This window comes from Nonomuraea thailandensis, assembly GCF_024172165.1.
GTDB classification, from domain to species: Bacteria; Actinomycetota; Actinomycetes; order Streptosporangiales; family Streptosporangiaceae; genus Nonomuraea; species Nonomuraea thailandensis.
Map to the genome: position 1 here is coordinate 9,247,238 of NZ_JAMZEB010000002.1, position 12,186 is coordinate 9,259,423.

14 protein-coding genes are annotated in these 12,186 nt (G+C 70.6%); 7 read left to right on the forward strand and 7 right to left on the reverse strand.

Translation table 11 applies throughout. The annotated features are described in order from the left end of the window. Positions 1 to 71 precede the first annotated feature (71 nt). Positions 72 to 548 (reverse strand): CHRD domain-containing protein, encoded by a 477-nt coding sequence (locus HD597_RS46330; protein ID WP_253752945.1) that lies wholly within the window; start codon positions 546 to 548, stop codon positions 72 to 74. A gap of 145 nt (positions 549 to 693) precedes the next feature. Here HD597_RS46330 and HD597_RS46335 point away from each other — a divergent pair, with 145 nt between their 5' ends. Next, entirely contained in the window at positions 694 to 1,641 is a 948-nt protein-coding gene (locus tag HD597_RS46335) for a D-2-hydroxyacid dehydrogenase family protein (RefSeq protein ID WP_253752947.1), read from the forward strand. 81 nt (positions 1,642 to 1,722) lie between these two features. Here HD597_RS46335 and HD597_RS46340 read toward each other — a convergent pair whose 3' ends face one another. Continuing rightward, complete coding sequence (locus HD597_RS46340) at positions 1,723 to 2,292, reverse strand: CGNR zinc finger domain-containing protein (RefSeq protein WP_253752949.1); 570 nt, start codon at positions 2,290 to 2,292, stop codon at positions 1,723 to 1,725. A gap of 71 nt (positions 2,293 to 2,363) precedes the next feature. Here HD597_RS46340 and HD597_RS46345 point away from each other — a divergent pair, with 71 nt between their 5' ends. Beyond that, entirely contained in the window at positions 2,364 to 3,122 is a 759-nt protein-coding gene (locus HD597_RS46345; RefSeq protein ID WP_253752951.1) for a class I SAM-dependent methyltransferase, read from the forward strand. Positions 3,123 to 3,174: 52 nt separating this feature from the next. After that, entirely contained in the window at positions 3,175 to 3,453 is a 279-nt protein-coding gene (locus HD597_RS46350; RefSeq protein ID WP_253752953.1) for a hypothetical protein, read from the forward strand. 10 nt (positions 3,454 to 3,463) lie between these two features. Here the strand turns inward: HD597_RS46350 and HD597_RS46355 are convergent, their stop codons facing one another. Next, complete coding sequence (locus tag HD597_RS46355) at positions 3,464 to 4,678, reverse strand: cytochrome P450 (RefSeq protein WP_253752961.1); 1,215 nt, start codon at positions 4,676 to 4,678, stop codon at positions 3,464 to 3,466. 104 nt (positions 4,679 to 4,782) lie between these two features. Here HD597_RS46355 and HD597_RS46360 point away from each other — a divergent pair, with 104 nt between their 5' ends. The 4 genes from HD597_RS46360 (at position 4,783) to HD597_RS46375 (ending at position 7,765) form a co-directional block, all read left to right on the forward strand. Further along, positions 4,783 to 5,697 carry an SDR family oxidoreductase gene (locus tag HD597_RS46360; RefSeq protein ID WP_253752963.1) on the forward strand — a complete coding sequence of 305 codons (915 nt, stop codon included), beginning with the start codon at positions 4,783 to 4,785 and terminating at the stop codon, positions 5,695 to 5,697. 207 nt (positions 5,698 to 5,904) lie between these two features. Continuing rightward, positions 5,905 to 6,726 carry an isocitrate lyase/PEP mutase family protein gene (locus HD597_RS46365; RefSeq protein ID WP_253752965.1) on the forward strand — a complete coding sequence of 274 codons (822 nt, stop codon included), beginning with the start codon at positions 5,905 to 5,907 and terminating at the stop codon, positions 6,724 to 6,726. A 22-nt stretch (positions 6,727 to 6,748) separates the two neighbouring features. After that, complete coding sequence (locus tag HD597_RS46370; protein WP_253752967.1) at positions 6,749 to 7,282, forward strand: hypothetical protein; 534 nt, start codon at positions 6,749 to 6,751, stop codon at positions 7,280 to 7,282. Positions 7,283 to 7,309: 27 nt separating this feature from the next. After that, entirely contained in the window at positions 7,310 to 7,765 is a 456-nt protein-coding gene (locus HD597_RS46375) for a flavodoxin family protein (RefSeq protein WP_253752969.1), read from the forward strand. Here HD597_RS46375 and HD597_RS46380 read toward each other — a convergent pair. The 4 genes from HD597_RS46380 to HD597_RS46395 all read right to left on the reverse strand — a co-directional run bounded on the left by HD597_RS46380 (position 7,752) and on the right by HD597_RS46395 (position 12,107). Beyond that, positions 7,752 to 10,508 carry an ABC transporter substrate-binding protein gene (locus HD597_RS46380; RefSeq protein WP_253752971.1) on the reverse strand — a complete coding sequence of 919 codons (2,757 nt, stop codon included), beginning with the start codon at positions 10,506 to 10,508 and terminating at the stop codon, positions 7,752 to 7,754. The genes HD597_RS46375 and HD597_RS46380 overlap by 14 nt on opposite strands. A 109-nt stretch (positions 10,509 to 10,617) precedes the next feature. Continuing rightward, a complete protein-coding gene (locus HD597_RS46385; RefSeq protein ID WP_253752973.1) occupies positions 10,618 to 11,016 on the reverse strand; it encodes a hypothetical protein in 399 nt (132 codons plus the stop codon). A gap of 136 nt (positions 11,017 to 11,152) precedes the next feature. Then, entirely contained in the window at positions 11,153 to 11,602 is a 450-nt protein-coding gene (locus HD597_RS46390) for a WapI family immunity protein (RefSeq protein ID WP_253752975.1), read from the reverse strand. Positions 11,603 to 11,675: 73 nt separating this feature from the next. Further along, positions 11,676 to 12,107 (reverse strand): hypothetical protein, encoded by a 432-nt coding sequence (locus tag HD597_RS46395; protein WP_253752977.1) that lies wholly within the window; start codon positions 12,105 to 12,107, stop codon positions 11,676 to 11,678. Between the last annotated feature and the right edge of the window lie 79 nt (positions 12,108 to 12,186).

Below are 12,186 nucleotides of genomic sequence, written 5' to 3' on the forward strand. Positions count from 1 at the left end.
GGCCGCCGACTGAACGGGCTCCAGCTCCCCGGGCACACCGGGGAGCTGGAGCAGGGGGTCGGTCCTGCGCTCTACCCGAGCTGGCCCCTGATGGCGCCGGCCGGGAACTTCTTGTTGTGCACGTTGACGTAGTACAGGTGCGGCCACTTCACGATGCCGCGCAGCTCCCTGAAGGTGAGCGTGGTGGCGGCGTTCCTGGCGTTCTGATGCCTGACCGCCTTGACGCACCCTCGTGCGAAGCCCTTCGACGGCGCCTTGAGCGTGACGACGACCGGGCCGGCCACGCCCTTCCTGCCCCGGTGGATGTGGGCCATGGTGGCGGGCCTGATCTTGCGGGCGGTGATGACGTAGCACAGCCGCCCGTGGCTCACCTCGTAGGCGAACACGCCGGAGCCGTTGCGGTCGCCCGGCCCGGGCACCTCCTGCTTGCCGCTCATCGCGACCCGCCGCGCGTTGGAGGCGGCGGCGTCGGCCGAGGCGGGGAGAGCGACGAGGGTGGTGAGAGCGGCAGCGGTGGCCAGGCCGGCTGCTGCCAGTTGTCTGCGCATGGGATGAATTCCTCTCCCATCGGTCTTCAGGACACCCTTCCGCACGGTTGCGCGGGACGCCCGGTTCGCGGGGGTAAGGGGAAAACCTCCCTTCGGTAAGAGGGCTTACTCGATGCCCGCGGGGCGGGGCGTAAGATCCGGGGTCATGCTGCGATGTGCCGTGCTGGACGACTACCAGGGCGTGGCCCTCGGCCTGGCCGACTGGTCCCGGGTGCGGGCGGAGAGCTTCCGCGAGCACTTCGGCCGCCCGGACGACCTCGTGGCCGCGATCCGCGACTGCGAGATCGTCGTCGCCATGCGGGAGCGCACGCCGTTCCCCGCCGAGCTGTTCGACCGGCTGCCCAACCTGCGCCTGCTCGTCACCACCGGCATGCGCAACGCCTCCATCGACCTCGCGGCGGCGCGGGAGCACGGCGTCACGGTCTGCGGCACCGGCAGCATCTCCACGCCGCCGGTCGAGCTGACCTGGGCGCTCATCCTCGGCCTGACCCGCCACCTGGTGTCGGAGTCGGCGGCCATGCGCGCAGGCGGGCCCTGGCAGCACACGATCGGCACGGACCTGCACGGCCGCACGCTCGGGCTGGTCGGCCTGGGCAAGATCGGTGAGCGGGTGGCGGCGGTCGGGCGGGCGTTCGGCATGGACGTCGTGGCCTGGAGCGCGCACCTCACCGAGGAACGCGCCGCCGCCGCCGGCGCGCGCCTGGCCCCCGACCTCGACGCGCTGCTGTCCGGCTCCGACGTCGTCTCCGTCCACGTCGTGCTCGGCGACCGGACGCGGGGGCTCATCGGCAAGCGGGAGCTGGCGCTGATGAAGCCCACCGCCTACCTGATCAACACGGCGCGGGCGGCGATCGTCGACCAGGACGCGCTGGCCGCGGCGCTGCGGGCGGGACGGATCGCGGGGGCGGGGCTGGACGTGTTCGACCTGGAGCCGCTGCCCGAGGGGCACGAGCTCCGCACGCTGCCGAACGTGCTGGCCACGCCGCACCTCGGCTACGTGACGGAGCTGAACTACGGCACGTACTTCCGCGAGGCCGTCGAGGACATCGACGCCTTCATCGACGGCGCCCCGATCCGCGTCCTGTCACCCTGACCTCGTCCCGGCCCCGCGTCCTGTCGGTCCGGCCTCACCCCGGCGCCTCACCCCGGCGCCTCATCCCGGCGCCGCGTCCTGTCACTCCGGCCTCGTCCTGGCCCTGAACGCGGCCGTCTTCACCCGGCCCTGGCAGGCCGTGGAGCAGAACCGGCGGGTGCCGTTGCGCGAGACGTCCACGTAGACGCGGTCGCAGTGCGGCGCCGTACAGACCCCCAGGCGGTCGTGGAACTCGCTGCCCAGCACGATCGCCAGCCCCGTGGCGCAGCTCGCCGCCCAGTCGCCCGCCATGGTGCCGCCGCGGCCGTGGAAGTGCAGGTGCCAGGGCTCGCCGTCGTGCCGTTCGAGCATCGGCCTGGCGTGCGTCTCCTCCAGCAGCGCGTTCACCTCCCCCGCCGCGCTGTCGACGTCGCCGGCGGCGACCGCGGCGAAGACCGTACGCAGGCGGGCGGCGACCCGCGCCAGCTCGGTCCCCTCGGACGCGGTGACCTCGCGGTAGGAGGTGTAGACGGCGCGCAGGCCGGCGGTGGCGGCGGCGCCGGCGTCCACCGGCACGGGGAAGGGCCGCCCGCGCCGCTCGCCGGGGGTCAGCTCGTTGACGAGCGACACCGCCACTCTGACCACGATGTCCGTGTGACTGTTGTAGTCCAATTGACCGGTTACACCTTCATGTTCTACGTTGTGACTGTCCAAATCTTAGATGACAGTTACAGGGGGCGTTCATGCTCACCCACGATGCCGCACAGGAATGGATCGCGCGCTGGGACCGCCAGCAGGAGGGCTACCTGCCCGACCGTGAGGCACGCTTCACGGCCCTGATCGACGCGGTGGAGGCGCTCGGCCGGCCCGACCCCGTGGTGGTCGACCTGGGGTGCGGCCCCGGCTCGTTGTCCGCCCGGCTGCTGGAGCGGCTGCCCGATGCCACGGTGGTCGCGGTGGACGCCGACCCGCTGCTGCTCGGGCTGGGGCAGGCGGCCTACCCGCAGCTCACGTTCGTCTCGGCGGACCTGCGCACGAGCGGATGGACCGGGCTGCTCGGCCTCGACGGCCGCCAGGTCGACGCGGCCGTCAGCACCACGGCGCTGCACTGGATCTCCGGCCCCGAGCTGAAGGGCGTGTACGCCGAGCTGGCCACCGTGCTGCGCCCCGGCGGCCTGCTGCTCAACGGCGACCACATGGACACCGAGGACACCACACCCGCGCTCTCGCGGCTGGAGCACGAGGTGCACCGCCTCGAGACCGAGCGGGTGTTCGGCCAGAACCCGCCGGAGGACTGGCGGTCCTGGTGGGACGCGATCGAGGCCGACCCCGACCTCGCCGCGCTCAACGCGGCCAGGACGACGGCCGGCTCCGCCCACCGCGGCTCGGAGTCCCACCTGCTGTCGCACCACGTGGAGGCGCTGCGCGAGGCGGGCTTCACCGAGATCGGCACGCTCTGGCAGCGGGGCAACAACCGCCTGCTGTGCGGCGTACGGGGCTGAGGCCGCACCCCGGGCTCTTCATCTCACCGGCGGCGGGCGACAGAATGGCTGCATGCCGAGCTTCGAACGGCTGACGATCGCGGAGGCCAGAACCCTCACCCGCGCCGAGCTCCTGCCCCGCATCGAGCAGGAGCAGAAGTACTGGTACGACCGCATCCACGCCTGTGCGATGCAGCCCGGCGACGAGCAGGCGTTCAAGACCTTCAACGACATCGTGCACATCGCCGCCGACCCCCACCGCGCCATCTCCGACACCGACGCCATCGCGGAGGGCAGGCCCTTCGACCGCGACTACTGGACCAAGCCTCTCGGGGAGCTGGGCGAGCTGTAGGCCCGCCCGCTCATCCCGCCTTGACCAGCAGCCGCCGGGGCCGGTAGGCGAACGCGTCGTCGTTCCACCGCACCGCCGCCAGGTCCTCCTGCGGGCGCAGCCCGGGCGCCCGGGTCACCAGCGCGCGGAACGCCTCCTGCAGCTCCATCCTGGCCAGGTTCGCGCCGATGCAGAAATGCGGCCCGTGGCCGAAGGTCAGATGCGAGTGGGGCACGTCGCGGGCGAACCTGCGCACGTCGAACCGCATCGGGTCCGCGAACACCGACGGGTCGTGGTTGGCGGCCGACAGGTTGGGCAGCACGACCGTGCCCGCCGTGACGGCGCCGCCGGAGGTCTCGACGCTCTCGGTGACCCTGCGCAGCATGCCGGGCGCGCCGGGCCCCTCGTGCCGCAGGATCTCCTCGATCGCCGGCTCCACCAGCTCCGGATGCGCCACGAGCTCGGCGTACTGGCCGGGATGGCACAGCAGCCGGAAGGCCCCTCGTATGATCATCATGGCCGTGGTCTCGTACCCGGCGAAGATCAGCGTGGAGACCATGTTGGTCAGCTCGGCCTCGCTGAGCCTGTCGCCCTCGTCCCGCGCCGCGATGAGCAGGTCGATCAGGTCGTCGCCCGGCTCGGCCCGGTGCCGCGCGATGAGCTCGGCGGCGTAGGCCATGAACGCGGCGTACCCCTCGGCCCTGGCCTCGGCGCTGGTGTCGGCGGTGGACAGGAACATGTCGGTCCACTCGCGTACCTGGGCGAAGCGGTCCATCGGCACGCCGAGCAGCTCGCAGATCACCCGCGCGGGCAGCAGTAGCGCGAAGTCGGCCGCCAGGTCGAACTCCTCGCCCGCCGCGTCGAGCAGCTCGCCGGCGATGGCGGCGACGCGCGGCCGCCAGCGCTCGGCCTGCCTGGGGGTGAACGCGCCGTGCATGATGCGGCGGTAGCGGGTGTGCTCCGGCGGGTCCTGGTTGTTCAGCGTCGCGGGATCGTCGTCCAGCGCCCTGCCGCTGACCATCCTGGGCAGGCCGGGCTCGCGCAGGTTCCGGCTGCTCGCCGGGGAGGCCAGCAGGCCGCGTACGTCCGCGTACCGGACGATCATGGGGATGCGGTCGCCGCTCGGCATCGTGGCCGCCTCCATCGGCGCCTCGGCGAGCCGTCGGGCCAGGTCGGGTGAGGGAGTGCCGTACGGGCCCGGGGGCAGATCGGGCCAGGCTCCCTTGCTGCTGGGCTGCTCGGTCATGGCCGCCTCCTCGCACGGAACGTACGCAAGGGCCTTCGTACGGTCAAGACGGCTCCGGCAGAACATGACACCACGTGTCGGCTTTCCGTCCTAGCGTCCTCCGCATGAGTGACGACCTGAAGGGCAAGATCGCCCTGGTGACCGGGAGCACGCGCGGCGCCGGCCGCGGCATCGCCGTCGAGCTGGGCGCCGCCGGAGCCACCGTGTACGTGACCGGCCGCACCAGCGGCCGGAGCCGATCCGAGTACGACCGTCCCGAGACCATCGAGGAGACGGCGGCGCTGGTGGACGAGGCGGGCGGCCACGGCATCCCCGTCCAGGTGGACCATCTGGAACGTGACCAGGTCAGGGCCCTGGTGGATCGCATCGAGCGCGACCACGGCCGGTTGGACGTGCTCGTCAACGACATCTGGGGCGGGGAGCTGCTGGCCCAGTGGGACACCCCGCTGTGGGAGCACGACCTCGACGCCGGGCTGCGCCTGCTCCGGCTCGCCATCGACACGCACATCATCACCAGCCACTACGCGCTGCCCCTGCTGATCAAACGTCCGGGCGGCCTCGTGGTGGAGATGACCGACGGCACCAAGGAGTACAACGACGACAACTACCGCGTCTCGTTCTTCTACGACCACGCCAAGAGCGCCGTGCTCAGGCTCGGCTTCGCACAGGCACATGAGCTGCGGGAACACGGCTGCGCGGCCGTGACGCTGACGCCCGGCTGGCTCAGGTCCGAGCTGATGCTGGAGCACTTCGGGGTGAGCGAGGCGAACTGGCGCGACGCCACCGCCCGCGAGCCGCACTTCGTGATCTCCGAGACGCCCCGCTACGTCGGCCGCGCCGTCGCCGCACTGGCCGCGGACGCGGACGTGATGCGCTGGAGCGGGCAGTCGCTGTCCAGCGGTCAACTCGCCCGCGAGTACGGCTTCACGGACGTGGACGGCTCACAACCCGACTGCTGGCGCTACCTCGTGGAGGTCCAGGACGCGGGCAGGCCCGCGGACGCGACCGGCTACCGCTGACCGGTCTCCTGCGGGCCCGGGTGCCGCTGACCGGTCTCCTGCGGCATGGCCCGGTGCCGTCCATCTCGCTGACACCCGCCCGTGAGCGACACGCGAGCTTCGTGGCGGTACGGGATGATGATGTCCGAAATCCGCTGCAGGCCGCGCCCGGCCCGGCGCTATACCTGTGAGCGAGACGACGTCCACCTGCCGAGGAGAGCCCTTCCCATGACCGCCACCGCCAAGGCCGACCTGCTCCGCTCGCTCCAGAACGATGCGGTGCTGCTCCTGCCCAACGCCTGGGACGCCGCCAGCGCCGCCGTGATCGCCGCGGCCGGAGCCCCCGCGATCGCCACCACCAGCGCCGGCCTGTCCTGGAGCCTGGGGCGCCCGGACGGCCAGGCGCTGGGCCGCGCCGAAGCGATCGGCGTCGTCGCCCGGATCGCGGCCGTGGTCGACGTCCCGGTCACCGCCGACGTCGAGGGCGGCTACGACGACCTGGCGGCCACCGTCACCGAAGTGATCGCCGCCGGCGCGGTCGGCGTCAACCTGGAGGACTCCCGGGCCGCCGGCGGCCCGCTGTACACGATCGAGGAGCAGGCGGCCCGCATCCGGGAGGCCCGGGCCGCCGCCGCCGGAGCGGGCCTGCCGGCGCTGGTCCTCAACGCCCGCACCGACGTCATCCTGTTCGGCCTCGGCGACCTGGACGAGGTCGTCGCCCGCACGCTCGCCTACGCGGAGGCCGGCGCCGACAGCGTCTTCGTGCCCGGCCTGCTCGACCTGACCGCCCTGCGCACCCTCTGCGACGCCTCCCCGATCCCGGTCAACGCCATGGCGATGCCCGGCGGCCCGGACGTGGCCGCCCTCACCGGGGCCGGGGTCCGCAGGATCAGCCTCGGCTCGGCCGTCGCCCAGGCCGCCTACGCCACGGCCCGTCAGGTCACCCTCGAACTCCTCGGCGAGGGCACCTTCGACTCCCTGGACGGCGCCCTCGACTTCGGCGAGCTCAACGGGCTGCTGGCGTCGGGCTCCGATGGGAAGATCGACTGACTCGACCCGAACGGGGGCACCCTTGATCCGTCGTCCGGCCCGTGCCGTGCTCGCGTCACTCCTGCTCGCGGCCACGGCCTGTGCCACGCCGCCCGCCGACCCGGTGCTCAAGGACCCGGCCCGGTGGCCGCTGGCCGAGCTGCGGGGCCTGATCGACCGGCCCGAGGTGCCCGACGAGGCCGAGCGGGCACTGGCGCAGATCAGGGTGGGCTCGTACGACCTGCTCGCGTGGATCCACTCCTCGGGCCTGTGCGGGCTGGCCGGCGCCGGCTGGAGCATGCACGTCGACCTGACCGGGTCGCAGGGTCAGCCGAAGCGGGAGGACGGCTTCTCCGGCCCGGTGGAGCCGGCGGCGGCCGTCTCCCACGAGGGCGAGGTCAGCCTGTTCTGCACCCCGACCCGCATGCTGATCAGGGTCGAGGGACAGACCTCCCAGCCCTTCGTCTCCGGCGACGCCGCCGGGCAGATCGTCAACGGCGGCCTCAACGCCGTCGTCGGCTCGCCCGAGGCCCTGTACGAATCGCTGCCCCGCGCCACCGTGACCCGCGGCGGCTAGCGAGCCCGCTCATGAGAGGATCGCACCGTGTCACGCCTGCTGATCGTGCATCACACCGCCTCCCCGACGCTGCGGGAGCTCTTCGAGTCGGTACGGCAGGGCGCCACCACGGACGAGGTCGAGGGCGTCGAAGTGGTCACCCGTGCCGCGCTGCGCGCCACCGCCGTGGACGTGTTCGAGGCCGACGGCGTCATCCTCGGCACACCGGTCAACATCGGCTACATGAGCGGAGCGCTCAAGCACTTCTTCGACACCGTCTACTACCCGTGTCTGGAGGAGACGCGGCGCCTGCCGTACGGGCTGTACGTGCACGGCAACAGCGACGCGACCGGCGCGGTCCGGGCGGTGGAGTCGATCACGACCGGGCTGGGCTGGCAGCGCGCCCATCCGCCGGTGGCGGTGACGGGCGCGCCGGGCAAGGACGACCTGGCGGCCTGCTGGGAGCTGGGCGCCACGCTCGCCGCGACGATCAGCCCTGCCTGACCGCGGGATCACCCCCGATCGCGGGATCGCCCTCGATCGCGGGATCGCCCTCGATCGCGGGATCGCCCTCGATCGCGGGATCGCCCTCGATCACGGGGTCGCCCTCGTTCGCATAGGGCGAGACGGACGCGGGCACGCCCTTGCACACCTCGCCCTGACTCTTGCGAGCGTGGTCGGGATCGAGGGTCCCGCAGTAGAGCACCGGGATGCCCTGGCGGCCAGGTCTCATGACGGCGATCACCTTGTCGTACGGCTCGTGACCGGCGCCGCGGAAGTCGATCAACCCGCTGGTTCCCTCCCACGCGTCGCGCAGGGTGGTGCCCTCCAGCCGCTGCTTGATCTCACCCCGGCCGGGCAGCTCGTCCTCGCGTGCCTCCTCGGCCGTCTCCGGCTCGAAGGCGTCGCTGATCGCCTGGTACATCAGGCTGATCGCGTCGTAGGTCAGGATGAGATTGTCCTCGGACATGTCGGTGAGCTGGTTGTCCAGCAGATGATTGGCGAATCTCGTGCGAGTCGGCCGCTCGCCGGACTTGCCGGGGAGCTCCCACAACCAGCGGCCCGCCAGCCCCAGGTAGTAGACGTCGACCTGCTTCATCGCGGCTATCGCCTCGCCGTGGTGCGGCATCACCCTGGCCACGTCGTCGGCCGCGATCACCTTCACCTTGCCGCATCTCCGGCCCTCGACGGCCGTGAGGAAGTCGACGAAGTCCACCGCCCGGCCGGCGTAGAAGATGACGTCGGGTTCCCGGCGGCAGGCCCCGGCGGCGGCAGGAGGCAGCCCCCCGTGCGCGGAGTACGGCAACTCGTCCACGATCTTGAAGATCGCCTGCTTCTGGAGCACGGCCTTGAAGTCGTCGGCCAGGTTGCCGGTGTAGTGATCCTTGCTCGTCCTGTCCTTGACGATGACGACCTTGATCCGCTTGCCGGCCGCGAACAACGACCTGGCGAAGCTCACACCCATCCACGCTTCGCGATGGCTGGTCGGCCCCACGTGGAAGTAGTACTGGGAGTGGTTCCCCGAGGCGATCGTCCCCATCGTGTCCGCCGTCGCCGTGCTCGACACCATCGGGATCTTCGCCTTGTGCAGCACCTCGATCGCCTCGCGAATGCCGCTCAGACTGCGCGGGAGCCCCACCACCCCCATGAGCTTCCGGTTGCCCTCGGCCATGGCGGCGATCTGTCTCGCCGCTTCGGGCGCCTTGCTGAAGTCGTCGCCTCCGTTGGCGACCAGGATGCGCAGCCGCGGTGAGCTGTGGACGTTGCTCTGCACGTACTCGGCCGCCGCCAGTTCCGACAGCCCGCTCACGACCCGGGGGTCGTCCGGATCGACGTTCCACGGCGAGTACTCGCCGAACAGCACCACGTCGACGTAGTTCCCCGACTTCTCGGCCTGCTGGTTGTTGACGTCGATCTTGCTGAGCCAAGCCCGGACGTCTCGGTTGAAGAGCCGCCCGTAGTTGAGCCGCTCCCAGTTGAGGATGCCGACGCACTCCCCTCCCTTCATCTCCGCCCAGTCCCGGCCACCGCACCGGTCCCACCACTGGAAACCGCCCCATCCGGGCAGCACCAGCAGGACCGCCAGGACCACCGACCAGTAGCCCACGGCACGCGAGCGCCGCGGGCGCCGCGGCTGGAACGCGGTGACCTCCGGCGGCCCGGGGGTGTCGATGCGCAGGCGCAGATCGGGCACCCGCCGCGCGGCCTCCGTCCGCCACCGCCTCACCGCCTCGGAGACCCGGCCGAGGCTCATCGGAGAACGCGGGGACCGGGGAGTGACGTCGGGCACGCTCGCCACCACGACCAGGGGAGGCAGCAGACCCGTCTCCTCGGTGGTCCGCTCCATCAGCCGCAGGAACCTGGCGTGCACGCCACCGGGATCGGTGACCTTGAGGACGAGCAGCGCGTAACATTCGCGCCCCCAGTTCGGCCACGGCAGGACACGCTTCTTGTAGGCCTCGCGCAGATCCCGCAGCAGCGCGTGCACCAGCAACTGCTCGGCCTCGGCGGCGTCCGCGTTCGCCACGCGCAGCGCGTACTGCGGCAACCGTTCGAACCGCCGCCGTGTGACGTACGGCTGCCTGCGGAAGGAGCGGTAGAAGAGTGACCCGGTGACCGACATCAGGCCCTGGAACACCGTGCCGACCAGCATCACCGCGAGGCCGACCGCCCACGGCACGAGGGCCACCAGGTTGTCCCACGGGATGAGGTCGGTCTTCGTGCCGGCCAGCCAGACCGCCAGCGTGCCGACGGGCACCCACGCCACCGCCGCCCGGAACGCGAAGTCGGCCGAGGTCCTGGTGCGGTGCTCGCTGCCGTACTTGCTGCGCTGCCAGCCCCTGAACCGGTGCTTGAACTCCCCGTAGCCGTTGTTCGTCCGGAAGCGCGGCGGCCAGTCCCCTTCGAAGCCCTCCGGCCGCCCGTGGCACTGCTCCCGCGCCCAGATCACGAACTGGGCGAGCGGAAAGCGCGGCGGCGGCAGCAGCGACCCGTTCACCGGCTTGCCCATCTCCGCGGCCAGCGCCTCGACCAGCTTCAACAGCCTCCGATGCGGGTCGCTCTCCGTGGCCCCGTCGTCTTCGGCACGGGCGAAGGGCACACCGTTCTGGAACGCTCCAACCAGCGTCTCGACGGCGACAGAAGCGTGCGAGCCGCCCGTGACGTACAGGATGGGAAGCGGCGGATCGGCACGCCAGAACGCAGGCCGGCGAATCAGCTGCTCCACAACGCCGCGCAGGTCGCTCACCCGAACCTCACTTCCCGAGGTGCTCTTCCGGCGACTCATCCTTTCCTAAGATCCGCGCCCGCGTCCGCCGGTTCTCCACGTCCGAGTCAAGACGCTGTCAAGAACCGAATCACTGATCTTCCCCCTCGTCCCGCTCCCTCAAAGCCACGAACCCCCCGCGCGCCCCGCCGCTCCCGGCCACCGCGCTCCAGTCACGAGCCTGCTCCCGCGAGCCCGCAACCACCACCACAGCGCCCCCGGCCCGATCCACCGCCCTCAACCAGCCGAACCGCTCTTCCACCTCATCGGGAGAGACCAGCCCATCGACCAGGAACCCGGCATCACCAGGCCCGTCCACGACCGAGAAGGCAAGTGCCGTCAGAAGCTGCCAGCCGACACACACGGAGGGCTCACCCGAGCGAAGCTCGAGCTCGGGAAGCTGCTCGACCGGCTCGGCCGAGACGAGAGCCAGCGTCGGCACAGGCCCGGTCAGGTGGATCGCATTCTCGCGGGAGACGTGGGACGGCATCCGGCGAGTATGCCACCCCGCCGACCCCCTGACCTCTGTTTTCGCCGGGGCCCGCGGACGCCGTGCCCGCCGCCCTCGCCCTACTACTCCTCCACACCGACCCTGGCGGCTCCCCGACGACGCCGGGCAAGCGCTGTCATGCGCGGCCCACAACGGGGAATCGCTCCTCAACAGCAATTAGCGCGTCCACGATCGGCGGAAGGTCCGTCTGGTCCAAATCCTTGATCATGAAGTGAAGGATGTTCCCCATCCCAGGATCATCACCCAGAGTCCCTAACACCGACAGAGAACCTGTGGGATGGCATTCGATGGTGAGCTCAATCCAATTCTCCATCGACGACAAGGTGGCGCTTCCCTGGACCTCTGTGTAGACACGCTCCAACGCCACTCGGAAGTCGCGAAGCTCATCGATCCGGAGCCCCGCGTTGATCCTGGCGGCGAACCCGCCGACCCGCGCACGAACAGGAGAGGTCAACCAGTTCCCATCCCAGAAATCGGTGGAGCCAGGGTGCATGCGACCGCGAACCTCGATAAGCACACGATCGGACTGTCCGCCTCGGCCGACGACAATCTCCACAGGATCCATGCGGCCATTCTCTCGGAGGAGTCGCTCGGTGAGCCACGCCGAGGGACGAAGCGCGGTCACGGCTGACTTGCCATCAATCGCTCGCCAAGCGCAGCATCTCGCGGGTGGCCTCCCGCAGGGGCGGCCAATCGTTGCCGAATGCCAGGCCGACGTGATGATAGGCGTCGAAACCCATGAGGCGGCTCCCCGGCCCGCGCGCCGCGATGTCGAGACCGATACCGGCCTGCATCTTGAGCCACGCGCAATTCTCCTCCATCGGCACGTCTTCATCTTCATCTTCATCTTCATCTTCGTTCAGAGTGCCGTAGTGCTCTCCAGCCGGTGGCACCACGAGCTGTTCCCGAAACTCCACAACTCGTTCATTAGCCGAACCTACGCGGTCGACCAACATGAGATGTTCGTCAAATGATCCGTGTCGGCCGGATCCATCACCTGAAACCTCGTGTTCAGTGCCACCACTCACAAGCATCCCGACATCTGCATCCGAGACAGCTGTTCGTGTCATGCGGACGACGACAGTCCATCAGGACGCCACCCGCAATCCCGGCCCCTGTTGAAACCGACGATGGTGGGATGACACCTCG

Coding starts and splice junctions, on each gene's coding strand:
- HD597_RS46330 (WP_253752945.1), bottom strand. CDS start 548: ATGCGCAGACAACTGGCAGCAGCCGGCCTGGCCACCGCTGCCGCTCTC.
- HD597_RS46335 (WP_253752947.1), top strand. CDS start 694: ATGCTGCGATGTGCCGTGCTGGACGACTACCAGGGCGTGGCCCTCGGC.
- HD597_RS46345 (WP_253752951.1), top strand. CDS start 2,364: ATGCTCACCCACGATGCCGCACAGGAATGGATCGCGCGCTGGGACCGC.
- HD597_RS46350 (WP_253752953.1), top strand. CDS start 3,175: ATGCCGAGCTTCGAACGGCTGACGATCGCGGAGGCCAGAACCCTCACC.
- HD597_RS46355 (WP_253752961.1), bottom strand. CDS start 4,678: ATGACCGAGCAGCCCAGCAGCAAGGGAGCCTGGCCCGATCTGCCCCCG.
- HD597_RS46360 (WP_253752963.1), top strand. CDS start 4,783: ATGAGTGACGACCTGAAGGGCAAGATCGCCCTGGTGACCGGGAGCACG.
- HD597_RS46365 (WP_253752965.1), top strand. CDS start 5,905: ATGACCGCCACCGCCAAGGCCGACCTGCTCCGCTCGCTCCAGAACGAT.
- HD597_RS46385 (WP_253752973.1), bottom strand. CDS start 11,016: ATGCCGTCCCACGTCTCCCGCGAGAATGCGATCCACCTGACCGGGCCT.
- HD597_RS46390 (WP_253752975.1), bottom strand. CDS start 11,602: ATGGATCCTGTGGAGATTGTCGTCGGCCGAGGCGGACAGTCCGATCGT.
- HD597_RS46395 (WP_253752977.1), bottom strand. CDS start 12,107: ATGACACGAACAGCTGTCTCGGATGCAGATGTCGGGATGCTTGTGAGT.